This is a genomic window from Bacillus sp. CHD6a, from assembly GCF_001293645.1.
In the GTDB taxonomy this organism is placed as follows: domain Bacteria; phylum Bacillota; class Bacilli; order Bacillales; family Bacillaceae_I; genus Sutcliffiella_A.
In genome coordinates this window covers 210,455-234,450 of record NZ_LBMD01000003.1, presented here as the reverse complement: position 1 = coordinate 234,450, position 23,996 = coordinate 210,455, and the positions used below count along the sequence as shown (strand labels likewise).

Below are 23,996 nucleotides of genomic sequence, written 5' to 3'. Positions count from 1 at the left end.
AGATGGATTTAGAAACCTTACTCAGCTTTGATTGGAGTGTCATGGCACCAGAATTCATCATCCTTGGTGTAGCAACCCTTCTCTCACTACTGGACTTATTTTTGCCGAAAAAAATAGACCGGAGACTGCTCGGCTGGCTAGGATTCGCCAGCATCCTGACAGCCCTCGGATTCTTGGTGGGCATGTACGACAAGGGCCCAACAGAAGTCACCACAATTTTATACGAAACATACCGTCTTGACAGCTTCGCGATGGCCTTTAAAACGTTAATTTTAGCAGGGGCAGCATTTGTGATGCTCATGGCCATCAGCTACGAGCCAAAAGAAGGGTTGAGGGAGTACAGAGGCGAGTTCTTCTACCTCTTGCTGCTAGGCGTCCTCGGGGCCATGATTATGTCCTCAAGCGGCGACCTGATTACATTGTTTGTCGGACTTGAATTATTATCCCTGGCTTCTTACATCTTGGCAGGCCTTCGCAAAAAGAACCTGCAATCAAACGAAGCGGCTATGAAATACGTCATTAACGGCGGAATCGCCACGGCGATCACCCTGTTTGGGATGAGCTACGTGTACGGACTGACCGGCACAACCAACCTGCAGGAAATGTGGATATCACTATCGCAAATCAACGCTCGCGACATGCAATACTTACTGGTCATCGCCTTCATGATGATGTTCGTCGGCTTGTCCTTCAAGCTCGCGACCGCCCCATTCCACATGTGGGCACCAGACGTCTACCAAGGCGCGCCGACACCAGTAACAGCATTCCTTGCAGTTGTGTCCAAAACTGCAGGCTTCATCATCGTCCTGCGCCTATTTGTAACCCTGTTCTTCCCAACGCGCTCAGCAGAAGGCTCATCCATGCTGTTCTCCATGGGGGAATTTATTGCAGTCTTGGCCGTCGCCTCTATGATTGTCGGTAACTTTGTTGCTTTGCGTCAGCGCAACGTTAAGCGGATGTTCGCTTACTCCGGAGTCGCACACGCCGGTTACTTGCTGGTTCCACTAGCCACCGTCAACTTCATCTTCATTTTTGAAGCAATGTGGTTCTACCTGGTTGCCTACTTGTTCATGAACATCGGAGCATTGGCAGTACTGCAAGTCGTCACCGCACAGGATGACTCAGAAGATCTAAGTCGTTTCGCTGGTTTGTATCAACGCTCACCTTTGCTTGCAGTGTTGATGTCAGTATTCTTACTGTCGTTGGCTGGAATCCCGGGAACAGCCGGATTCATCGGAAAATTATCGATCTTCGTCGGTGCCATTTCCGAACCTAACAACGCCTACGTCCTGGCATCCGTCTTAATCCTGACCACCGTCGTCTCATACTTTTACTATTTCGGTATCATGACACAAATGTTCTTCCGCCCAGCTGCAAGCCAGGAAAAAATTCACGTTCCCGTTGGAATCAGGATTACGGTGTTAGTTTGCGCGGTTGCTACACTGGTCCTCGGAATCTTCCCAGGCCTTGCCATAGACATGTTCGGAAGCAATTTTGATATTTTATTAGATATCTTTGAAACAGACAACTAACCGATTGTAATCTTTTAGGGGTATATGATTTAATATGAAAGAAGGAGTTTCTACGCTCCTTCTTTTTTGTGGATTACTATAGGAAGAAACTAATGAAGTAAGGTGTTTTAAGCTGGTAATTGAGACCACGCAGCATCTTGAGGAGACTCAAGCACCGTCCGTGGAAATCAACAGCGGCGAATACCGAAAACTTTAATTTAAAATAAAGAGGAGGCTGCTTTCACAATGATCGATTTCGGAGTACAAGCACTCGTCAGCATCATCTCCCACCTACTATTCATCAGCATCACCTGGTGGGCACTCCAAGCCATCCAATACGAAAAATGGATGAAACCAAACAAAGTCGTCCAAATCAGACTGCTACTGATCCTCGTCACCATCGCTATCGGATCCTCAGTCAGCAACTTTTTCCTAGACTACCTGTTCCTATCACAAAGACTGCCGATGATTTGGTGAAAATAAGCATATTTCAGCATGCCAGGGGAAAAACTCCTCTGGCTTTAGTACAAATCTCGTTGAATCAGTGTTCAATCATTGAGAATTTTTAAGATTTTTTAAATACATGCGAAACCCCAATGAATACTGTCCAAACAACCCCAAAAACATGCGGAATAATCTAAAAAACTGTCCAAACAACCTCAAATACATGCCAACCGACTAAGTTCCCCAAAAATCGACACCAAACTCAACACACAAATAACCACACTTGCAGCCTTCTACGTAAGAGTTAAAACTCCTGCCGGGGTCTGACCCCAAAAAAGAAAAAAACCACAAAAATTTTGACGAACATTTCTATGTATCTCTTACTTCCACATTGGCGACACTGTTTAGTAACAAACAGAGGGGCGTGGGGGATATGTTTAAGATGGAGAATGCGAACAAGGGCTTGGTAACTCATACGAAATATACAGAGAAAAAGTGGAAACTTTTTATTAATAGATTGCTAGGACTATTTTTTATTTTCGTTATATGTTTTACGTGGGTAATTCTTGGGAATGAAAGAAGCAGAGCTCAATTACCAAACGATATCAGTACTGAGATACTTGAAATCGCGGAAGTTTTTCAGAAGGAGAAAATAAATATTCAGGAGTGGAAACTTTATAGTCGGAAGAACGTCTATAAAATTAGGGATTTAGTCGCTTTTCAAAATGAGGTAAATCGTTTAAAACAGAGTATGGGCCATCTTACTTGGAACGTGATAGAAGAAGAGAATCAATGGAAGGCAGTTGGGACTTATTATAATGACTTACTAAAGCAAGAAGAGACTCTTCAGCTCATCACCACCCACACAAACTCATCCAAATCATCGTATTTATTATATGAGGTTACTGGATATGGTTGGGAAAAGCCTGTAGCAACAGAGATAATAAACGATTTCCATTCGAATCTTACCAAAATTTCTCACGAAGACTTTGAAATATTTAGTTGTATGACTGGGGATTTCAGTGCTAAAATTGAAGATGGTTTGCAAAATACGACAAATATTTTACTAGACGCATTTTCAGCACAAGTAGTTGAAGAGATTCAGGAAGATACCTTTGTTTCCGTTTCAGCATATACTGATGCATGGAATAATGTTCTTCCGACACATCAGGGAAAGATGAACTTACAAATTGGGTTACGAACACAAGGAATGGGCGATAAGACTACCGTGATTGTAGGCACGCCAATTATTACTGTTGAATATTAATATATAGAATAAAAGACGCGGAGGGGAACGTTTTGGAAAAAATCATCGTCCGCGGCGGACAAAGGTTAACAGGTACTGTTAAAGTAGAGGGAGCAAAAAATGCAGTACTACCTGTCATCGCCGCAACTTTATTAGCTAGCAAAGGCAAATGCGAAATCTTAGATGTACCTGAGCTCTCCGACGTTTATACGATTAACGAGGTTTTGCGATATTTGAATGCCGATGTTGATTTTGAAAATAATCGTATAATTGTCGACGCAACAAGAGAGCTTCATACGGAAGCACCGTTTGAATATGTAAGAAAAATGCGTGCATCTGTCCTAGTAATGGGATCATTGCTTGCACGTAACGGAAAAGCGCAAATTGCTCTACCTGGAGGCTGTGCAATTGGATCAAGACCAATCGATCAGCATTTAAAAGGATTCGAAGCGATGGGTGCGAAAGTGAAAGTAGGAAATGGTTATATCGATGCCGAAGTAGACGGAAGATTACAAGGCGCGAAAATATATCTTGATTTCCCAAGTGTAGGGGCAACAGAAAACATCATGATGGCTGCAACTCTTGCTGAAGGTACAACAATCATGGAAAACGTTGCAAAAGAACCGGAAATCGTGGACTTGGCGAACTTCTTAAACTCTATGGGAGCAAAAGTTCGTGGAGCAGGTACAGGTACCATTAGAATTGAAGGGGTTTCCGAATTACATGGATGCCAACACAACATCATCCCTGACCGCATTGAAGCAGGTACATTCATGGTAGCAGCTGCAATCACAGGTGGAGACGTTATTGTGGAAGGCGCAGTGCCGGAACATTCCAGCTCTTTAATCGCCAAAATGGAAGAAATGGGCGTTAAGTTTGAAGAAGTCGAAAACGGATTACGCGTTATTGGACCAGAAAAGCTTAAGTCAATTGACATCAAAACAATGCCTCACCCAGGATTCCCAACAGATATGCAATCCCAAATGATGTCTTTATTATTGGCAGCTGAAGGCACGAGCATGATTACGGAAACAGTATTTGAAAACCGCTTCATGCACGTTGAAGAGTTCCGTCGTATGAACGGCGACATCAAGATTGAAGGACGTTCCGTTGTTATCAATGGACCATCCAAATTACAAGGCGCAGAAGTAGCGGCAACAGATCTTCGTGCAGCAGCAGCATTAACCCTAGCAGGATTAATCGCAGACGGCTACACTCGTGTAACCGAGCTAAAACACCTAGACCGTGGATACGTAAACTTCCACAACAAACTAGCAGCACTAGGCGCAGACATCGAACGCGTAAGCTCCATGGAACAAGAACAAACAGTTATCCTAGAGCAAATCAAAGAAGCCTAAACACACCAAAACAGCCAATCATTTATTTATATTCTACATTGAGGGTCAGACTCCTTTAAGGGTCAGACCCTTTTTTGAACTTTTTTTGCTGGGTTTCGACGTGAAGGATGAAATTCCTGCTGGGGTCTGACCCCAGCACAGCATTTTTTCATTACTTATTAATATTCCACCTTTTTTTCTGTCAGACCATTTTTTTTATGGGATATGAAATTGTTTTCTGATAGTTGTGGGTTATGTGTATATAATATAGAAGTTTTTAGGAGTTTTTTAGGGTTAGAGGCTTCTGTAGGATCATAATAAACCTGCCCATATTTTAGTCATAATTGCTTGTCCACTTCCATAAGAATGAAGAGTAAAGGTATCCAACCATTAACAAACAACTACTACTTTATTGTTATCGGAGGCTCGGCGCTATGAGAAACTTGAAACCAATCATCGTACTCACTTCTATTCTATTTGTCATGGTATTAATGGTACCAACGTTATTAGTCATGCCGTTTGTCGATAAGGAAAGCGGCCAGTTAGCAGAAGAACTCCAACCGAATCAGCAGATCCAAAACCAAGTGGATTCCATTGACTCTCCGATTGATGTAGCCGTCTATCGACACAAACAGGAGATGATTGAAAAGATACCGCTAGAGGACTATATTGTTGGTGTGGTAGCTTCGGAAATGCCGGCTGATTTTGAAATAGAGGCGCTAAAAGCACAAGCCTTGGCAGCGCGGACGTATATATTAAGGCAACTGATGGCGGAAGAAAAACTAGGCACACCAGAAGGCGCTGATGTGACAGATACTGAACAGCATCAAGTTTATAAAAGTCCAGAAGAACTAAAAACAATCTGGTCAGCGGAAGACTTTAACTGGAAGATGGAAAAAATAAAACAGGCGGTCGCGGAAACAGCCGGATCTGTCCTTATCTATAATAATGCACCAATTGATGCAAGCTATTTCTCCACCAGCAATGGGTATACAGAGAACTCAGAAGAATACTGGCCAAACGAAATTCCATATCTACGAAGTGTAGAAAGCCCCTGGGATGTAGATTCTGAAAAATACTTAAGTCAAGTATCTTTGCCGGTACAAGAGTTTCAATCCAAACTTGGTGTAAGCCTGGGAAGTGACGGTTCTGTAGGGAAAATCATTGCCCGTACCACTGGGAACCGAGTGGAGACGGTAGATATAAATGGGAAGACGCTGAGTGGAAGGGAAGTGCGTGACATCCTTAAGCTGCGCTCAAGCGACTTTACATGGGAGCGTAAAGGGGAAAATATCGTCATCACCACTAAAGGCTTTGGGCACGGAGTTGGGATGAGCCAATACGGCGCCAACGGCATGGCCCTAGAAGGCAAGAACTACACCCAAATCATCTCCCACTACTACAAAGACGTCCAAATCGCCAGCGCCGAACAATATTTAAATAAAGTAACAGCGAAGAGATAGAGAAGGGGGAAGCTTGAAAAAATTGAAAAAAATAACCCTTTGGGGGTCAGACCCCCAAAGGGTTTTCCCTCTTCATGTCGAATAAAGGTTCACCCGTCAGACCCCGGCTCCTGCCGGGGTCTGACCCCTTTTCAAAATTATTTTCAATTTCCATGCATAATTCCCCCTCCATTGAAGAAAAATAAGCATTTCAAAAATTTTTTCAGCCTGCATGTATATTATTCTGTGAATCTGTTCAGAATGATTGCTGAGGTGATGATACAATGAGAGAGGAAGAAAAGAAACGGACTTCTCAAAATTCAAATTGGCAACGCTTAATGAAAAAGCGTTGGGTGTTCCCAGCAATCTATCTTGGGTGCGCAGCAATCATTTTGACAGCGGTTTTAGTATCCCAATCAGGTAATGAATCAAAAGGTAATCCAGGAAACACAGAAGGGCAAGGACCTACCACTTCTTATGGTGATCAAGATTCCATGGAAGTAAACAGCCCGGTAGAAAACTTTGTAATGCCGGTAACAGACGTTAACTCTTCTGTCATCCAAAGACCATTCTGGGATGCAAATGCATCTAAAGAAGACCAAGAAGCAGCTTTCATTGAGTACAATGGCATTTACCAACCAAACACAGGTATCGACATTGCAATGAAAGACGGCGAAACATTCGAAGTAGTTGCTTCTTTAAGTGGAACTGTAACGCATGTTGAAAATGATCCATTACTAGGAAACGTCGTAGAAATTGAGCATTTGGATGGTGTGAAAACAATCTATCAATCACTGACTGACGTAAAAGTTAAAGTCAACGATTTCGTAGAGCAAGGTGAAACAATCGCCAAAGCACACACAAACCAACTGAACAAAGACGCAGTACATGTTCATTTTGAAATCCGCAAGGACAATGTAGCAGTGAATCCGAGTAGCTTTTTTAACAAACCAGTCACTTCCCTACTAGAGGAAGAAGGACAAGCTTCTGAAGAAGGAAGCGAGCCAGCTGGTGAACAAGAAGGAACTCCTGCTGAAGGCGAAGACAAGCCTGAAGACGGAGAAGACAAAGATGGCGAAGAAGGATCTTCTGACGAAGAAGAATCTGTCAGCTATCTAACATAATCTAAAGTCTTGTTAACAAAATAAATGCTAGAACGATAAACTCTATTGAGCCAAAGAGCAGCTTACAAACGGGAAACAAAACTCCGGAAAGCTGCTCTTTTTCTATGCAAATTTTTATCTACTTTCATACAAAACTAGGAATAAAGCCAAGCATACCTGGGTATACTAACAATACCGATACACAAACAACACAACAGCGCAAAACAAGAGAATGTCAAAACCGCCAAACGTAGGTACCGTTTGGCGGTATTTTTTGGTTTAAAAAGAATTTTTTTCAAAAGGGGTCAGACCCCTAAAGGTGTTTTCCACTTCATGTCGAATACTATATAAGTTGGCCCACTCCACGCCTTCACGCCACAACATGACCCCCACACTATCCACTTAGCCCCATCCCAACATATGCCAACACAAACCACTAAATCCAAATCCCATCCCCGAAAGGAGCACCATCCACTATGCCCAGAAACCCAAGAATCTGGTTCCCAGGAGCCATGTACCACGTCACCACACGAGGAAACCGCCGCAGCATCATCTTCTTTGAACCAAAAGACTACCATACCTACAAGCGCATCCTCCTCGAAATCAAACACAAATATCCATTTAAACTGCACGCCTACTGCCTCATGACCAACCACACCCACTTGCTCATCGAAACGGAAACCACCAACATCAGTCTCATCATGCAAAAAATCAACACCAAATACGCCCAGTACATCAACCGAAAATACCAACTCACCGGCCACCTCTTAGAAGGAAGATTTAAATCCAGCATCATCCACGACATTGACTATCAGATCGACGTCAGCAAATACATCCACCTGAACCCTGTCGCAGCACAGATGGTCCACAACCCCGAAGACTACCCCTTCAGCAGTTACAAGCAATACCTCTACAACAATCAACACGACCCACTCGTTACCACAAAAGACATCCTAAAATACTTTTCCACCACCCACTACCAAGACTCCTATCCACACTACGTCAACACCCCAAACACCCGAATCCATTTTACTTCTAACAATAAAGCAAAATTTCTTATTTTGAAAAAATAAAGAAAATTACGTATAATAGAAAATAATTCGCATAACGAAATAATAGGGGGATCAACACATGACACTCAAACTCGACTATCTCAACAATCCATATCCATCTCAGCGCAATACTGTCTTTGCGCAAAAAGGCATGGTTGCCACATCCCAGCCATTAGCTGCACAAGCCGGCCTCGACATACTGAAAAAAGGGGGTAACGCCATTGATGCCGCCATCGCAACTGCAGCCTGCTTGACCGTCGTGGAACCAACCTCCAACGGAATCGGCGGCGATGCATTTGCACTTGTCTGGACAAAAGGGGAGCTTCACGGACTAAACGCAAGCGGCCCAGCTCCACAATCTATCTCCATCGAAGCGGTAAAAGAAAGAGGCCACGAAACCATGCCGAAAATGGGTCTGATCCCAGTAACAGTCCCTGGTGCACCATCTGCCTGGGCGGAGCTATCCAAGAAATTTGGCAAACTACCACTCTCAGAAGTGCTGCAACCTGCCATCGAGTACGCAGAAAATGGCTACCCAGTCTCCCCAACACTCGGAAAGTACTGGAAGGCCGCCTACAATGCCTATAAAAAATCCTGCACAACCGAAGAATTCACGCACTGGTTTGAGACCTTCGCACCAGACGGACGTGCGCCAGAAATCGGCGAAATTTGGTCCTCCAAAGGCCACGCCGACACCCTAAGGCAAATCGGTGAAACAAACGGAGAAGCATTTTACCGCGGCGAACTAGCCCATAAAATCGCGGACTTCTCCAAGCAACACAACGGCTTCCTTACATATGGCGACCTGGCAGCCTACCAACCGGAATGGGTACAGCCAATCAAGGTCAACTACAGAGGTTACGACGTTTGGGAGATTCCGCCGAACGGCCAAGGAATCGTCGCACTCATGGCACTTAACATGCTAAAAGAGGACACCTTCACCGAACGCGACAGTCTTGAAACCTATCACAAACAAATCGAAGCAATGAAACTAGCTTTCGCCGACGCAAAGAAATACGTCTCAGATACAACGACTATGACCCACACCGCAGAAGAATTGCTGTCCGATTCCTTTGCAAAAGAAAGAAGAGGCCTCATCACCGACACAGCCCTTACTCCAGAACCAGGAACTCCGCCAAAAGGGGGAACCGTCTATTTGGCAACCGCCGATGGGGAGGGGAATATGGTATCCTTTATCCAGAGCAACTACATGGGCTTCGGATCCGGTGTCGTCGTACCAGAAACCGGGATTGGCCTGCAAAACAGAGGACATGACTTCTCCCTTGACCCAGAACACGAAAACGCGCTGACACCAGGAAAGAAAACGTATCATACCATCATCCCGGGCTTCCTGACAAAAGACAACGAAGCAGTCGGACCGTTCGGCGTCATGGGAGGCTACATGCAGCCACAGGGTCACATGCAAGTCGTCATGAACACCGTCGACTTCCACCTTAACCCGCAGGCAGCCCTAGACGCACCAAGATGGCAGTGGATGGAAGGCAAAACGGTACACGTCGAGCACCACTTCCCACAACACCTGGCCCAAGCACTCCAACGCAAAGGCCACAACATACAAGTCACACTCGACGGAGGCAGCTTCGGCCGCGGCCAAATCATCTGGCGCGACCCCAAAACCGGCACCCTCACCGGCGGCACCGAACCAAGAACCGACGGCCGCATTGCATCGTGGTAGAGGGGTAAAGAGGTAAACGATTAAAGAGGGGTCTTAAAAAGGGGTCTGACCCGCTCTCCATTAAAGCACTAAAGAACTAAAGAGGGGTCTGACCCTCACTCCACTAAAGCACCAAAGCAAAGTAGAGTCAGTCAGCTCCCTCTTCACAAAGGAGGAAACCATACACCATGAAGCAATGGGACTTATTTATCGCATTCTTCCGTGTTGGGATGCTTGGCTACGGCGGAGGTCCGTCTAGCATTCCGCTTGTACATAAAGAGGTAGTAGGCAAGTACAAATGGCTCTCAGACGACGATTTCTCTGACATCCTGGCACTCGCCAACACCCTGCCCGGACCAATTAACACTAAGATGGCCGGTTACATCGGGTACCGCGTTGGCGGCTACACAGGCATGATGAACGCTATCTTAGCTTCCACCATCCCGACCATCATACTCATGATCGTCCTGCTCACCACCCTTACAAGCTTCAAAGACCAAGCGTGGGTACAAGGAATGACCAAAGCAGTACTCCCTGTTGTCGGAGTCCTACTTGCTGTCCTAACATGGGACTTTCTATCAAAATCACAAAAAGGACTTGGGTGGCCCATAGCCTTCTTCCTAATCCTAGCTAGTTTCCTATTCATCGAGATTCTAAGCATCCATCCAGGAATCGTCATTGCCCTATTACTTGCAGCGGCAGTTCTCAAAAAAGATAAACCAAAACCGGAAAAAGGAGGGACCCAACCATGATGATTTATTGGGAGATTTTCCTAGCCTTTTTCATACCAGGCATCCTAGGGTACGGCGGAGGCCCTGCATCGATTCCGCTAGTGGAGAACGAGGTCGTCCACCGCTACGGATGGTTGTCAGTATCTGAATTCAGTGAAGTACTCGCTCTCGGAAACGCACTACCAGGACCAATCGCAACGAAAATGGCCGGCTACATTGGCTACGAACAAGCAGGAATTCTAGGCGCAGCCGTCGGCGTATTCGCCACCGTCGCACCATCACTCATCCTGATGATTGCACTCATGAGCCTGCTCTACAAATTCAAAGACTCGCCAAAAGTAAAACGAATGTCCAACTATGTGCGACCAACCATCGCACTCCTTCTGGGTGTCATGGCCTTTCGTTTCTTTGCCGAATCCTACGAAGCAAGCGGCACTATCCAAACAGCGTTTCTAATTATCGCAAGCTACCTACTTCTTGAAAAATGGAAAGTGCACCCCGCATACGTCATTGTGGGTGCATTAATTTACGGAGCTATATTACTTTGAAAAAAAGGTGGGACGGTTCACCAGCTCCTACGAACTTCAATCGAAGCGCCAAAAGCCAAAACCGTCCTTCCGCTTCCAACATATAAGGAGGTCTTCGAACATGACCAAAACTCTACTTCTAACAGGTTTTGAACCGTTTTTGAATTTTAAGATCAATCCAACAGAGGAGATTGTAAGAGAATTGGACCAACAGATAGTTGGTCCATACCAAGTCATAAGCCGGGTGCTGCCTGTTGATTTCACCGAATCGGAAAAGTTGTTATTGGAGTATATGGAGGAGCTGCAACCAGATGCAGTGATTTCACTTGGGCTTGCAGCGGGTCGGGCGCACATAACACCGGAGCGAATTGCAATCAATTGTAAGGATGCTGGTGGTGCGCCTGATAATAATGGAGTAGTGCTTCAGGATGCACCAATCAACCCAGAAGGCCCCGATGGCTACTTTTCCACCTTGCCGATCCGCGCGATGGTTAACCATCTAAATGAACATAACTTTCCTGCAAAAATATCCAATACAGCAGGGACCTATCTATGTAATAACGTCATGTACGCGGCCCTGCACAAGCTAGCGCAACAGGGGGCAGACCGAGCGACTAACCATATTAATACAGGTGAACCGAACACAGCCCATATCCCGGCAGGCTTCATCCACATTCCAGCCTCCCACCAGCTCGCGACCCAACTCAACAACACACCAAGCTGGTCCCAGACTGACCTGACTGCAGCCATCAAACTGACAATCGAAACGATGTGAGTGAAGGGACCAATTAACGTAAAAAAACCTGTATTCCATATGGAGTACAGGTCACCATAATTCTCTTTCAATTTTTCACAAAAATCAACTTATACAGTTGAATCAACACAAGCGGCATTAGTGCCAGAGCATAGACATAGCCGAACTGGGCAGAAGTTAGTGTGGCAACTTCAAAGATACCCTTTAAAGGATCAACCAGCAAAACAAGCTGCAGGAGCGCGATGCCTAAGACGACTGCCCCTATCAAGTAGAGGTTCGAAAACAAGCCCACTTTGAATATTGACTGTCTGGAACGTGCGTTGAAGCCATGAAACAGTCGGGCAAGACATAGTGTGGAAAAAGCCATGGTACTGGCTGTCAAAGGGTCGTCCATGGTTAGTCCGATATGAAATGCAATTAGGGTAGCTACAGCAATTAAGAATCCTTCACTTAGGAGCCGGGCTGCAAACACTTTATTGAGAAGAGGGGTTTCCACATCCCTCGGTTTTTCCTCCATCACTTTTTTATTATGAGGTTCAAGTCCAATTGCAATCGCCGGCAGGCTATCTGTCAGCAAATTGATGAACAGCAGATGCACTGGTGCAAATGGAACAGGTAACCCGCCTATCGCCGCATAAAGGACAGATAGAATGCCTGCGGTGTTACCGGCAAGCAGGAACCGGATGGAATTTTTGATGTTGGCATAGATGCTTCTTCCATTGGCAATCGCCTTAACGATGGTGGAAAAGTTATCATCTGTCAACACCATGGACGAGGCATCCTTGGCCACTTCTGTTCCTGTGATTCCCATGGCGATTCCAATATTCGCCTGTTTTAATGCAGGACCATCGTTGACTCCGTCGCCGGTCATTGCAACAATATTCCCTTTTTCCTGCCAGGCTCGGACAATTCGAATTTTATGCTCTGGAGATACTCGTGCATAGACGGAAATGTCCTCCACCATGCCTTTTAAGTCTTCGTCATTTATCTTTTCGAGCTCAAATCCTTCCATTGCTTTATCGCCATCTCTTAAAATCCCGATCTCCTTTGCTATCGCAGAAGCGGTTATTTTATGATCTCCTGTGATCATCACTGGTTTGATGCCTGCTGAAATGCATCGTTCGACCGCTTCCTTAGACTCCGCACGGGGAGGATCCATCATGGCAGTCAATCCTACAAATATTAAGTCCTGTTCATCCTTTGTCGAGATATCCTCATAATCCTCCACCTCTTTATAAGCAAAGGCTAGCACACGCAGTCCGCTTTCCGAAAAGGAATGATTCACTTCGTCGATTTTCTTTCTGTCCTCTTCTGAAAAATTGGATATGCCATCTGAAGTTTCTATTTTTACCACCCTATCCATTAAAACATCAACGGCACCCTTAGTAATCAGTACCGGTTTAGAATTTAGGGTATGGACAGTACTCATCAGCTTTCTGTCAGAATCAAAAGGGACTTCCTTCAGTCTAGGGTAGGATTTTCTTGTTTCCATTTCGTCCAATTCATAAATTTCTTCCCCGAAATCCACCAAGGCAATCTCGGTAGGATCACCAATCTCCTTATCCTTGGTGGTCTCTGCATCGTTACACAAAATCTGCATAAGCAGGAATTTTTCATGAAGCTCCTGGTCCATCTCCAATTTGTCATGTTCATGGACCTCTGAATCCAGGAACACTTTCTGCACGGTCATTTTATTTTGAGTCAGGGTACCGGTCTTATCTGAACAAATCACAGAGATGCTTCCGAGGCTTTCTACTGCATGAAGTTTTCGAATAATGGCATTTTCCTTTGCCATCTTCTGTGTACCAAACGCAAGCACGATGGTCACGATGGAGCTTAATGCTTCCGGTATGGCCGCGACTGCCAGGGCAACGGCAAACATGAAGGAGTCTATCAATGTCCGTCCCCGAATGATATCAATTGCAAAAATAAGAACAGCAATGATGATAATAGCAATCGCAAGTTTCTTTCCGAAATTATCAAGATTCATCTGAAGTGGCGTTTTCTTCTCTTTCGCACTTTCCATCAAGTTGGCGATTTTACCGATTTCCGTTTTCTCTCCGATTTCTGTAACTACAATTACAGCTCTTCCATATGTAACAAAGCTCCCGGAGAATACCATATTCGTCTTATCACCAATGGAAACATCATCCTCATCAATCGGATCAAGGGTTTTAAGCACACTGATGGATTCACCGGTCAAGGAGCTTTCATTTACCTGAAGGCTGTGGGTTTCAATAATTCTGCCATCCGCACTTATGTAATCCCCCGCATCAAGGTAGAGTATATCTCCAACCACGACTTCCTTGGATGGTATTTCTATTTTATCTCCATTTCTTAAAACTTTGGCAGTGGGAGAGGACAGGTTTTTCAGACTCTTTAGCGATTGCTCTGCTTTAACATGCTGAACAGTTCCAAGAATGGCATTGATGATAACCACGACCACAATGACGATGGTGCTTTCAAATTTTCCTAAAAAGGCAGATAGTAAAGCTGCTACTATAAGAATAATGACAAGAAAATCCTTGAACTGTTCCATAAAGACCTGAAAGGTGCTTTTTCGCTGATCTTCTCCAAGCTCATTAAAACCATACTGCTCCTGTCTTTTTTTCACTTCCGAATCAGTAAGGCCATCCTTTGAAACCTCAATAGTCTTCAGCACTTCTTCAAAGGGTAACTTATAGAATTTATCCATATATAACTCCTTTCTTAACAGATGTATACTGTCTATACCCGAACTTTAATCACTACATACTATTCCTAAAAAAATTACTGTTATACACAAATGAAATCGGTGTTAACGAGAGGTCACAGCAAGACCTAACCAATGTAATAAAGTTCTGCATCAAAACGCTAGACTAAACCTAAAAAATGTCGCCAGTTTCCCAGGAGGAAATTTTTGATAGAATAAAGAACTATCCCTTAATGGACCCGAAGAAGTTTGCGAAGAGATATCATCATCAAATTTACCTCTCCACGATTTTTATCTGGATCGGCAATCTATACGACATTCAATATAGTTATTGTATTAATCCCTATTGCAAGTGATATGGATTGCCTTAAAAGAGATATGAAAATGTAAAGAACAAACCAAGAAGGTGCAAATTAGATGGTGCCGGGGAGGAAAAGGATTTAGTATGTAACCCTGATCATGAAAAAACTAGTCGAGGAATTTCTTTAGGCTGTACTTGTAAAACTGTTTCAAACTGGTCTGTAGTTTAAGAGATAAAAAGGCTTATTACCTTTGAGACCTTGCAAGATGTAATCCTATCCAATGCCGCCAACCACAAATGACAATCAACTTATAGCAGAATACGAATACGACCTTGGAAAATTTGAAATCAGGAGCAAGTACGTAGATGGCATTCATGTCAACACAACTTAAACAACTCTTGCCCATTATTGGCTAATTAAAAACGCACTGATTGTACGCGAATGGAGAATTGTAACAGATGAGAACTATTCAATCATAGTGGCAGTTTACAGAGTTTTTGCCCAAGAAATTAAACGATACGATGGACAAGTTTTCGTGTCAAAAGTTGATAAGGATAAATCCTTAAGCCAAGCTATGGAAGAGTACCATGATGCCATAGAGGTGTTGTTGGAGAGGGCAGCAACAAATATGCCCTGTACGCATTGACAATCTTAAGAGTTTACTTTAATTTCTTTTGCCTTATAAAATAAAAGATGTAGAAAATCTTACACCGGCACAGAGATTGGGATTAACTGAAAAGGCATTCAAGTTGAAAGATACTTTTTATATGCAATAAAACAGCAGTGAATGTAGGTTTCTGCTGTTTTTCGCATTAAGCACCTTTTCAATTAGTATTTATACAGTATAAAATTTCATTTATATTAAAACGATATTCTGATGGTAATTTATCTACATCTCGAGAAACCTCTGCCCTTAGACTACTTCTGCCCTTAATAACAATTTCATTTTTCTTTAATTGTATTTTACCTATACTATAAGGTGCATAATAAATATCTAACTTATCTATAGCTACGATTCCAGTCTTATTAGTATTTATTTCTGTTAGTCTTAATTTAAATTCAGTCTTTGTAAGATGACTATGTGGAACATGATATACGATTTCAACAAGATAAACTTTATTATGGACACTAGCATAAATTAGTTCCATATCAATTCCTTTTTTGGCAATATGCTCAATTACACCTTCAATTTTATCTTTTTCTAAATGGTCAAAATCAGCAATCAGCCTTAGACCTTCACACATTGAATTAAACACCATATTAGCTTTGCCTTTGTCATCTCCTTGATTATACTTAGATAAATTTAATGTGGAGTATGTGTATTTAAAAAATTCGTCAATAGCAATTGATTGTTTCGCTGGTTCTATTGTTTCACCAATACTGAAATAAATCTCTTCGTAGTCAGGTGACTTTAATTCGGCTCTTCTCAATAAATTACTAAATAGTTGAGAGTATATATAATCGTAAGGTGCTAATGTATCCCGTTCAAAATGGTCATATAATCTAACACCAATGATTCGTTTCAATAATGGTCTCGGATTAATCTTACACGAATATATCAAGCTATCAACACGTTTGACGGTATTCAAATAATTGATTTCTTTTTCTTTTTTTACATAATTTTCTAATTCTTCATCAGTCTGTGGAGCATTATTAATAATACTTTTAAGGCTATTTAATAACTTATCTTTATTAAAGTCCAGCTCTTCTTTTACTTGTATTAGTAGAACCAAATTTATTGCTTCTTCAACCTTCGATAATCCATGTTGAAAATCGGTAATGTTTAACCTTACGTTACTAGTAAAGTTCCCCTCAATTTCAACTTCTGCAATAATTTTATATAAAGATTTTAATTTAAATTTCTTCTTTGGTGGTGCATTGTTAATAAAACGAATTAATATACTCTCAAAAGTTCGTCCATGAAAATCACCAATTAGATGTTCATTTAAAAATATATCCAGTACACTTAAAGATTTATTTTTCTCCTCTTTGGAACTGAAATCTTTAAATTCAATCAAAAACCGCATAGGCAACTCCCTTGTAATAAAATACTTTTTGTTATTTTATCAATAATTCCTTTTAAACTGAACAACCACATTAAGAAAAAATACTGATAAAATAAATAAACTATTCCCTAGAAAAGGTTAAAAGCAGCGCGAATTCTTACGCGAAATCCACTGCTTTTATACTTGTTTTTATATTTACTTTTTCCTATACGGGTACTTCAAAAGAGAAAGGCTTAATAACCAACCGGGAACTCCTTTTTTACCCTTTAAATAGTACACCCCTACTTCGTGCTAAAAACCGTCCACCCCGAATACCATTCTAGAGTGTCAAAAACCATCACCCATGGAGGATCCACCATGACAAAAACACCGATGAAAGAGTTCCTGTGCTTCCTAGCAATCCTGTCCCTTTTAGCCCTGCCAGCCTGCAGCACGGACCTTGTCCAAGAAGACCTGAAGACCTACGTAAACGAAGACCTCATGAGCATCTTTGAACTCGAAGCAGAAGCCGTCGACTCCTACTCCAGTGTTTCCGGCAACAACTACACAGACGACTGGACCATGTACGAAACGATGGACACCGTCACCATTCCAGCCTACACTGAATTTATTGAAAAACTAGAAAACATCCGACCACAAACGAAAGAAGTACGCGAAGTCCACGAAATTTACATTGACGCCAGCAACACCCAATTTCGTGCCATGAAAATGATCCTAATCGCACTTGAACTCCAAAGCTATGACAAAATCTTAGAAGCGAACGAACTCCTCGACGAAGGCCGCGCCAAACTCCGCCAATTTCAAGACGAACTGGAAGAACTGATGAAAGAACACGAAGTAGAATGGGAAGAGGAAATTCTATAACGCAACTTTAAAGCGATCTAATCTGGAGCGCCTAATACGCCACAGCGCTCCAGCATATCGCCTGGCGATACATTCATGAAAAAAACTTTTCATCCCAATCAGGGGATTCACAAATCGATAAAATTCTATTTAACTAAATCGAAAGACTAAGATAATTTACACATTTAACCAATAAATCATGTCATTAAAACTAAATAACGTATTGTACTAATACACACGAATATACAATACTCGAAAATTGTAGATTTCTATTTATTAACAAACAGTTGACTAGAAACCGCCCGTATACCATAATCTAATTATTAGAATTATTATAAAATTCTGTAATAATACAGAATAAACTGTACAGAGATAGGAGGTAGTTTCGACACAAAATAAAGCGCTTACAAAAAGGAGACAAGCAAAACATGCTATTATTCTACTTATTCTTGATCATTACAGTCACCAGCATCTTTCTAGCAATCAAAAAACAAAAACCTATCCTACTATCAGTCCCAATAGCAACCCTAATCACCTACGCCGTCGTGGAAATCGCCCTAGTACCAGCACCCTTCTTCGACACCATCAAATTCATCTTCAGCCTAAGATAACGATAAAAGCGAATCTTAAAAAATTTTACCCCAAAAGGGGTCAGACCCCAGAAGGAATTTCGCCAACCATGTCGAACCCTACTCCAAAATTAAAAGGAGGTTAACCTTTGAAAAAAATTGAGAAGTCCGTTGCTGATGCTTATTTTCGCGAGAAGAACAAGTTCATTTTGATTTATTTAGCTATTTGGATGGGCGTTTCATATGGCATTGTCCTGTTTGCCGAGTCTTTGCAATTCACCATTTTCGGAGGCTTCCCATTCCATTACTTCATGGGCGCACAAGGATCAATCATTGTCTTTATCATTCTATTATTCGTTAACGCCAAAGTCAGCGACAAAATTGACGCAAAATACGGCATCGACGAAAAGGCCAACGAAGTCCTAAGCGCAGGAAGAACACTAGATCACTAATCCTATAGGAAAGACCACAACCTCACCAAGAAACTAACATCAAAAATTCTACAATCGAAAGTCTCACATCCAAGAACCTCACCCAACATGAATTACACAAAAAACATACTCAATCACTCATAAAAAGAATTCTCATTATACCCAAAGGGGGCCCAACGTTTGGACAATCAGTTTATCGTCTCACTCACCCTGATCCTCATCACATTCGGACTTTATATCGGAATCGCTATCTACAATAAAGCACGCCAAACCTCCGACTTCTACGTAGCAGGCCGCGGCGTTCCACCGATTTTTAATGGAATGGCTATCGGCGCCGACTGGATGAGTGCCGCCTCATTCATCGGACTTGCCGGGACCATCATGCTCCTTGGCTACGACGGACTTGCATACATAATGGGTTGGACAGGCGGTTACCTGCTCCTTACCTTCCTTCTTGCACCACAACTGAGAAAATACGGTCGCTACACCGTGCCAGAATTCATCGGCGATCGCTTTGACAGCCACACTGCTCGCGTCATCGCGGCACTATGTACCATCATTATCAGTTTCACCTACTCTATCGGCCAACTTTCTGGTTCAGGTGTAGTAATCGGCCGCTTGCTAGAAGTAGACGCAAGAATTGGGACCTTGATAGGGGTAGTCCTAATTGCATTCTACGCAGCATTCGGTGGGATGAAGGGGATTACCTGGACACAGGTGGCACAGTACATCATCCTAATTATCGCTTACCTGGTTCCTGTAATATTCATGTCCTTGCAACTGACAAACAATCCGTTACCATGGCTAACTTACGGAAACCTTGTAAACGAACTAGGGGCTCTCGACCGGGAACTCGGCCTATCCGAATACTTTGCACCGTTCACAAACGGCACCAAATGGCAGTTCCTAGCACTCATGTTTACACTGATGGCAGGAACAGCAGGTCTGCCACACGTAATCGTGCGTTTCTACACCGTTTCTACTATGAAAGCAGCTCGTTGGTCAGGCGCATGGGCCCTGCTTTTCATCGGTCTTCTATATCTTTCCGCACCGGCATATGCGGCATTCTCACGCTTCATCCTGATGAAACAGGTAGCAGGCAGCCCGATCGACCAGCTTCCGGCATGGACTAAATCCTGGGTCAACACAGGAAAACTCCAGCTGGCTGACACAAATGGGGATGGTGTCTTGCAATGGACCGAGCTGATCATCGCCAATGACATCGTTGTAATGGCCACACCAGAAATCGCAAACCTTGGTGTCTTTGTCATTGGACTCGTAGCGGCAGGCGCTATGGCAGCGGCACTGTCCACAGCTGGAGGGCTAATGATTGCCATCTCATCCTCATTCGCACACGATATTTATTACCGTGTGATGAGACCGAATGCATCCGAAAAGAACCGCCTAATGGTCGGACGTGTCACCATCGTCACCGCAACCGTTCTGGCAGGCCTTGTAGCGCTTAACCCACCAGGGGCCATCACCCAGATCGTCGCATGGGCATTTGCGCTCGCATCCGGAACCTTCTTCCCGGCACTACTCCTCGGAGTGTGGTGGAAACGTGCCAACGCACAAGGAGTCATCGCCGGAATGCTTGTAGGACTTGCCGTGACATTATCCTATATCTTCGCGGCAAAATACGGCGGCTTCACCGTCCTTGGCATTATCGACACAGGAGCAGGTGTCTTTGGAGCGACGGCAGCCATCCTCACCATCATTGTCGTATCGCTTAGAACAAAAGCCCCATCACAAAAGATTCAAGACGAAGTAGTCGACCTTCGCTATCCAGAGCAAATGTCATACAAGGATGGAGACGTTTGGATCGATAACTAAATTAGATAGAAGGGAGGAGCAGCGCCAAACCAAGCTGCTCCTCTTTTTTGCAATTAGCCTATCGTATCGCCACCCGATACATAGCGGTATATAAGACCCATATCTACCTAAATATAAGGGGGTATCTACAAAATATGTTCCCATTCGCAAAAAAACATTATTTCCCGAGCAATTTAGTAGAAAACAGCCCGCTTTCCACAACTGTCGACAAATAGAAACTTAGTTTGTCCCATACCGATACAATAGATTTCAGGGTGGCTAGTTATGACAGCCTTAAAAACAAGTTGTCTTACATTAACCCAACTCGACAAATTCCGCGGGAAATTAACAAGCTCACAGGAATTCACCTACTTCTATCTTCTAACCCTAACTTGAACCCTTAAGCATAATTAAAATAAAAAACCCGTCTTCACCGACGGGTCCCACACTCTTCCCACACTCTTAAATATCAAACTCCACACGATCTCTAACCCCTGGCCAAGCGGAGTCAGCCAGCCACACCATCACTTTATGACTTCCAGGCTGAAGCTCCTTCAATGGAATGTCAAAACTCAACTCCTGCCCAGGCTCAACGATGATTTCCTCATAAATCATCGTAAACATTTTCCCTTCAGAAAACTGTTCCACCCGTACTCCATCCCGGTACAAGATATAATCATATCGCTGCCCGCTACGGAAGGTTACCATCTCCGAAACGTCACCAGTATTTTCTACGACAAAATGCAACATAACTGAATCGGGACCACTTTCTGAATACGTCAACTTTGCTTCCAAACCCATGCTACAACACTCCCATCGCAATCTAATCCTTTACTAACCTATTCGACATAACTAGGTCTATACCTTTAATGATTGGAGAATAGGAAAAATAGGTTGACAAGACAAAGCGAAAATATCCCAATTATAACACCTAGGGACGCAAAACAGCTCTATTTTCAAAAAAATCAAACAAAAGCCTTGTCCCTCAAGACATTTCTGGCATAAACAACCAACCAAGCTAATAAACTGATACAAACCAAACATACAAAGAGAGTGTTTGAGGTGAGGGATCGTAGATTGTCTCGAAGAATTACACCAGCCATCCTACTTTTGTTTCCTATACAACTATAAATATATGCACTTCGTTACATCGGTATAAGCGAGTCTCATTTCACACTTCTCAACATCCACAATTTAGGGAGGGCGAGTGGTGTGCACGATTACATCAAAGAGAGAACTATCAAGATTGGAAAGTATATCGTGGAGACAAAGAAAACAGTTCGCGTGATAGCGAAAGAGTTTGGCGTTTCCAAAAGTACTGTCCACAAGGACTTGACCGAAAGGCTGCCAGAGATCAACCCAGACTTAGCAAACGAAGTCAAAACAATCCTTGATTACCATAAATCCATCAGGCATTTACGGGGCGGCGAAGCAACCAAGATGAAGTACAAGAAAGAGGAAGAAGCCGTAAAATAAAGCAGAAATACCAGGGCGAAGGAGAAGCTCTGGTATTTTTGGTTTTCGCTGGCTATTTGCTTGGAAAATGGTTTTGCATCAACATGGGTCCTTTTGGCATCAATTCTAGCAATTTTCGCACGAACTCCCTCCGTTTCCGCACGAACTTTTAGAGTGTCGTAATACGTTAAGCCTCAAGCAACCCCATTTCGACAAAATACTCAAAAAAATGACACCAACCTACTGTTAAATTTCACCTTTATTTAGTAAAATGTGATAGAATATACAATTAGGACTAAAGATAGTGTTCATTAGCAATTAAACAATCAAAGAACATTCAGATAAAAAGTCGCGAGTATAAAAGCATACGTGCAAGGAGGAAAAAAGAAAGATGTTTGCAAGGGATATTGGAATTGACCTGGGTACGGCAAACGTACTCATCCACGTAAAAGGAAAAGGCATCGTCTTAAACGAGCCATCCGTAGTAGCACTGGACACGAACACAGGAAAAGTATTGGCGGTAGGGGAAGAAGCACGCAAAATGGTCGGGCGTACTCCAGGAAACATCGTAGCGATGCGACCGCTAAAAGACGGAGTCATCGCAGACTTCGAAGTAACAGAAGCGATGCTTAAACACTTTATCAAAAAGCTGAACGTTAAAGGCTTCCTATCTAAACCACGCATCCTTATTTGCTGCCCAACCAACATCACATCCGTTGAGCAAAAAGCAATTAGAGAAGCGGCAGAAAAGAGCGGCGGCAAAAAAGTCTACCTTGAAGAAGAACCAAAAGTGGCAGCAATCGGAGCTGGCATGGACATCTTCCAACCGAGCGGAAACATGGTCGTGGACATCGGTGGAGGAACAACAGACGTTGCAGTCCTTTCCATGGGCGACATCGTAACTGCTTCTTCCATAAAAATGGCCGGCGACAAATTTGACGCCGAGATCCTTCAATACATCAAAAAGAAGTACAAGCTTCTTATCGGTGAGCGCACAGCCGAAAATATCAAAATTGAAATTGCAACCGTATTCCCTGGCGGACGTGACGAGTCCATCGACATCCGCGGACGCGACATGGTAAGCGGACTGCCACAAACCATCACAGTAAAATCAGCTGAGATCGAAGAAGCACTACGCGAATCCGTTCAAGTCATCGTCCAGGCGGCAAAAAGCGTCCTAGAACGCACACCGCCAGAACTATCCGCAGACATCATTGACCGCGGCGTCATCCTAACGGGCGGAGGAGCACTCCTGCACGGAATAGACCAACTCCTGGCAGATGAACTAAAAGTCCCGGTTTTAGTAGCAGAACAACCAATGGACTGCGTAGCAATCGGCACAGGCATCATGCTTGACCACATCGACCGCCTACCATCCAAAAGCTTCGCCTAACCAAATTGAACAAAACAACTAACCAAAGGAGCACCCACCAAGGCTGCTCCTTTTCTCTATACAAACTATGTCAAAAGCAACAACAAAGGGGTCTGGGGGTCTGTCCACCAAAAATAAATTCCAAAAATAATTAAATCCTCCACGCGGGGGACTGACCCCGCCCTCAAGCTCTTATCTCTTAAAACAAAAATTCAAACCAACAACCCCAGAGGTCTGACCCCCAAAAAAAATCCTCTACTCCGTTAAATTCCCCTTGAGGGGGTCTGACTCCCTTTCAAGTCCCAAAAACCTAGTCCTATAACCTCAAATGCACCTCCAAACCCCTAGAAAGTTATAAAACCTCCACGAAGGGTATAAATATAACACAACCACACCAAAAAACGGAGGTGTCCCAAATTGATCCAAAACCTTATCATAAAGTGGCACACTATCAGAGCAAACTACCACGAGATCCTCATTGAAGACTGTTTAGATGAAACGATCAAACAATCACTAATCAAAAAACTAAATTACCATAACCAACAACTCCATAAATACCACCGAATAAGCGCCTAATCCTTGGCGCTTATTAACATTCTCCAAAACATTCACAAAATTACATATATCGACAATTTAAAATTTATACTATAATAGAAAGTAGACATTTATGTACGTTAACAAAACCAAGAGGT

Annotated in this window: 20 protein-coding genes; 17 read left to right on the top strand and 3 right to left on the bottom strand. The window is 43.3% G+C overall.

What is annotated here, in order from left to right:
• Positions 1–2 precede the first annotated feature (2 nt).
• From nuoN to AAV98_RS05630, 11 genes are all read left to right on the top strand, one after another.
• A complete protein-coding gene (nuoN, locus tag AAV98_RS05680; RefSeq protein ID WP_060664598.1) occupies positions 3–1,532 on the top strand; it encodes an NADH-quinone oxidoreductase subunit NuoN in 1,530 nt (509 codons plus the stop codon).
• A 225-nt stretch (positions 1,533–1,757) separates the two neighbouring features.
• Positions 1,758–1,988 (top strand): DUF1146 family protein, encoded by a 231-nt coding sequence (locus tag AAV98_RS05675; protein WP_060664597.1) that lies wholly within the window; start codon positions 1,758–1,760, stop codon positions 1,986–1,988.
• A 400-nt stretch (positions 1,989–2,388) separates the two neighbouring features.
• Entirely contained in the window at positions 2,389–3,222 is an 834-nt protein-coding gene (locus AAV98_RS05670) for a YwmB family TATA-box binding protein (RefSeq protein WP_060664596.1), read from the top strand.
• A 32-nt stretch (positions 3,223–3,254) separates the two neighbouring features.
• Entirely contained in the window at positions 3,255–4,559 is a 1,305-nt protein-coding gene (murA, locus tag AAV98_RS05665; protein WP_060664595.1) for a UDP-N-acetylglucosamine 1-carboxyvinyltransferase, read from the top strand.
• A 413-nt stretch (positions 4,560–4,972) separates the two neighbouring features.
• The gene (spoIID, locus tag AAV98_RS05660) at positions 4,973–6,001 is read left to right on the top strand and encodes a stage II sporulation protein D (RefSeq protein ID WP_060664594.1); all 1,029 of its coding nucleotides are present in this window, start codon (positions 4,973–4,975) and stop codon (positions 5,999–6,001) included.
• 263 nt (positions 6,002–6,264) lie between these two features.
• A complete protein-coding gene (locus AAV98_RS05655) occupies positions 6,265–7,104 on the top strand; it encodes a M23 family metallopeptidase (protein WP_060664593.1) in 840 nt (279 codons plus the stop codon).
• A 455-nt stretch (positions 7,105–7,559) separates the two neighbouring features.
• Complete coding sequence (locus tag AAV98_RS19880) at positions 7,560–8,156, top strand: transposase (RefSeq protein WP_082380787.1); 597 nt, start codon at positions 7,560–7,562, stop codon at positions 8,154–8,156.
• Positions 8,157–8,214: 58 nt separating this feature from the next.
• Entirely contained in the window at positions 8,215–9,831 is a 1,617-nt protein-coding gene (locus AAV98_RS05645; protein WP_060664591.1) for a gamma-glutamyltransferase family protein, read from the top strand.
• Between the two features lie 167 nt (positions 9,832–9,998).
• On the top strand, positions 9,999–10,562 hold the full coding sequence (locus AAV98_RS05640) for a chromate transporter (protein WP_060664590.1): 564 nt from the start codon (positions 9,999–10,001) through the stop codon (positions 10,560–10,562).
• Positions 10,562–11,089, top strand: a complete 528-nt coding sequence (locus AAV98_RS05635; RefSeq protein ID WP_060664659.1) for a chromate transporter — start codon at positions 10,562–10,564, stop codon at positions 11,087–11,089. Before AAV98_RS05640 ends, AAV98_RS05635 begins: the two co-directional genes overlap by 1 nt.
• Before the next feature lie 100 nt (positions 11,090–11,189).
• Entirely contained in the window at positions 11,190–11,843 is a 654-nt protein-coding gene (locus tag AAV98_RS05630) for a pyroglutamyl-peptidase I (protein WP_060664589.1), read from the top strand.
• Positions 11,844–11,910: 67 nt separating this feature from the next.
• On the opposite strand, the gene AAV98_RS05625 is transcribed toward AAV98_RS05630, so the two are convergent.
• Both AAV98_RS05625 and AAV98_RS05620 read right to left on the bottom strand, forming a co-directional pair.
• Complete coding sequence (locus AAV98_RS05625) at positions 11,911–14,517, bottom strand: calcium-translocating P-type ATPase, PMCA-type (protein WP_060664588.1); 2,607 nt, start codon at positions 14,515–14,517, stop codon at positions 11,911–11,913.
• 1,123 nt (positions 14,518–15,640) lie between these two features.
• Positions 15,641–16,843 (bottom strand): hypothetical protein, encoded by a 1,203-nt coding sequence (locus AAV98_RS05620; RefSeq protein WP_060664587.1) that lies wholly within the window; start codon positions 16,841–16,843, stop codon positions 15,641–15,643.
• Positions 16,844–17,179: 336 nt separating this feature from the next.
• On the opposite strand from AAV98_RS05620, the gene AAV98_RS05615 reads away from it, so the two are divergent.
• From AAV98_RS05615 to AAV98_RS05600, 4 genes are all read left to right on the top strand, one after another.
• Positions 17,180–17,686 (top strand): hypothetical protein, encoded by a 507-nt coding sequence (locus AAV98_RS05615; RefSeq protein WP_060664586.1) that lies wholly within the window; start codon positions 17,180–17,182, stop codon positions 17,684–17,686.
• Between the two features lie 407 nt (positions 17,687–18,093).
• On the top strand, positions 18,094–18,276 hold the full coding sequence (locus tag AAV98_RS05610) for a hypothetical protein (protein WP_060664585.1): 183 nt from the start codon (positions 18,094–18,096) through the stop codon (positions 18,274–18,276).
• Between the two features lie 107 nt (positions 18,277–18,383).
• Positions 18,384–18,686 carry a DUF4212 domain-containing protein gene (locus AAV98_RS05605; RefSeq protein WP_060664584.1) on the top strand — a complete coding sequence of 101 codons (303 nt, stop codon included), beginning with the start codon at positions 18,384–18,386 and terminating at the stop codon, positions 18,684–18,686.
• Positions 18,687–18,845: 159 nt separating this feature from the next.
• The gene (locus AAV98_RS05600) at positions 18,846–20,498 is read left to right on the top strand and encodes a sodium:solute symporter family protein (RefSeq protein ID WP_060664583.1); all 1,653 of its coding nucleotides are present in this window, start codon (positions 18,846–18,848) and stop codon (positions 20,496–20,498) included.
• A gap of 441 nt (positions 20,499–20,939) precedes the next feature.
• Here the strand turns inward: AAV98_RS05600 and AAV98_RS05595 are convergent, their stop codons facing one another.
• On the bottom strand, positions 20,940–21,278 hold the full coding sequence (locus AAV98_RS05595; RefSeq protein ID WP_060664582.1) for a BsuPI-related putative proteinase inhibitor: 339 nt from the start codon (positions 21,276–21,278) through the stop codon (positions 20,940–20,942).
• Positions 21,279–21,689: 411 nt separating this feature from the next.
• On the opposite strand from AAV98_RS05595, the gene spoIIID reads away from it, so the two are divergent.
• Both spoIIID and AAV98_RS05585 read left to right on the top strand, forming a co-directional pair.
• The gene (gene spoIIID / locus AAV98_RS05590) at positions 21,690–21,953 is read left to right on the top strand and encodes a sporulation transcriptional regulator SpoIIID (RefSeq protein ID WP_010200304.1); all 264 of its coding nucleotides are present in this window, start codon (positions 21,690–21,692) and stop codon (positions 21,951–21,953) included.
• Between the two features lie 370 nt (positions 21,954–22,323).
• On the top strand, positions 22,324–23,325 hold the full coding sequence (locus tag AAV98_RS05585) for a rod shape-determining protein (protein WP_060664581.1): 1,002 nt from the start codon (positions 22,324–22,326) through the stop codon (positions 23,323–23,325).
• Positions 23,326–23,996: the final 671 nt, after the last annotated feature.

Excerpts from the sequence above, each read along its gene's own strand:
- nuoN (WP_060664598.1), top strand. The coding sequence starts at position 3 with ATGGATTTAGAAACCTTACTCAGCTTTGATTGGAGTGTCATGGCACCA.
- AAV98_RS05675 (WP_060664597.1), top strand. The coding sequence starts at position 1,758 with ATGATCGATTTCGGAGTACAAGCACTCGTCAGCATCATCTCCCACCTA.
- AAV98_RS05670 (WP_060664596.1), top strand. The coding sequence starts at position 2,389 with ATGTTTAAGATGGAGAATGCGAACAAGGGCTTGGTAACTCATACGAAA.
- spoIID (WP_060664594.1), top strand. The coding sequence starts at position 4,973 with ATGAGAAACTTGAAACCAATCATCGTACTCACTTCTATTCTATTTGTC.
- AAV98_RS05655 (WP_060664593.1), top strand. The coding sequence starts at position 6,265 with ATGAGAGAGGAAGAAAAGAAACGGACTTCTCAAAATTCAAATTGGCAA.
- AAV98_RS19880 (WP_082380787.1), top strand. The coding sequence starts at position 7,560 with ATGCCCAGAAACCCAAGAATCTGGTTCCCAGGAGCCATGTACCACGTC.
- AAV98_RS05645 (WP_060664591.1), top strand. The coding sequence starts at position 8,215 with ATGACACTCAAACTCGACTATCTCAACAATCCATATCCATCTCAGCGC.
- AAV98_RS05640 (WP_060664590.1), top strand. The coding sequence starts at position 9,999 with ATGAAGCAATGGGACTTATTTATCGCATTCTTCCGTGTTGGGATGCTT.
- AAV98_RS05635 (WP_060664659.1), top strand. The coding sequence starts at position 10,562 with ATGATTTATTGGGAGATTTTCCTAGCCTTTTTCATACCAGGCATCCTA.
- AAV98_RS05630 (WP_060664589.1), top strand. The coding sequence starts at position 11,190 with ATGACCAAAACTCTACTTCTAACAGGTTTTGAACCGTTTTTGAATTTT.
- AAV98_RS05625 (WP_060664588.1), bottom strand. The coding sequence starts at position 14,517 with ATGGATAAATTCTATAAGTTACCCTTTGAAGAAGTGCTGAAGACTATT.
- AAV98_RS05620 (WP_060664587.1), bottom strand. The coding sequence starts at position 16,843 with ATGCGGTTTTTGATTGAATTTAAAGATTTCAGTTCCAAAGAGGAGAAA.
- AAV98_RS05615 (WP_060664586.1), top strand. The coding sequence starts at position 17,180 with ATGACAAAAACACCGATGAAAGAGTTCCTGTGCTTCCTAGCAATCCTG.
- AAV98_RS05610 (WP_060664585.1), top strand. The coding sequence starts at position 18,094 with ATGCTATTATTCTACTTATTCTTGATCATTACAGTCACCAGCATCTTT.
- AAV98_RS05595 (WP_060664582.1), bottom strand. The coding sequence starts at position 21,278 with ATGGGTTTGGAAGCAAAGTTGACGTATTCAGAAAGTGGTCCCGATTCA.
- AAV98_RS05585 (WP_060664581.1), top strand. The coding sequence starts at position 22,324 with ATGTTTGCAAGGGATATTGGAATTGACCTGGGTACGGCAAACGTACTC.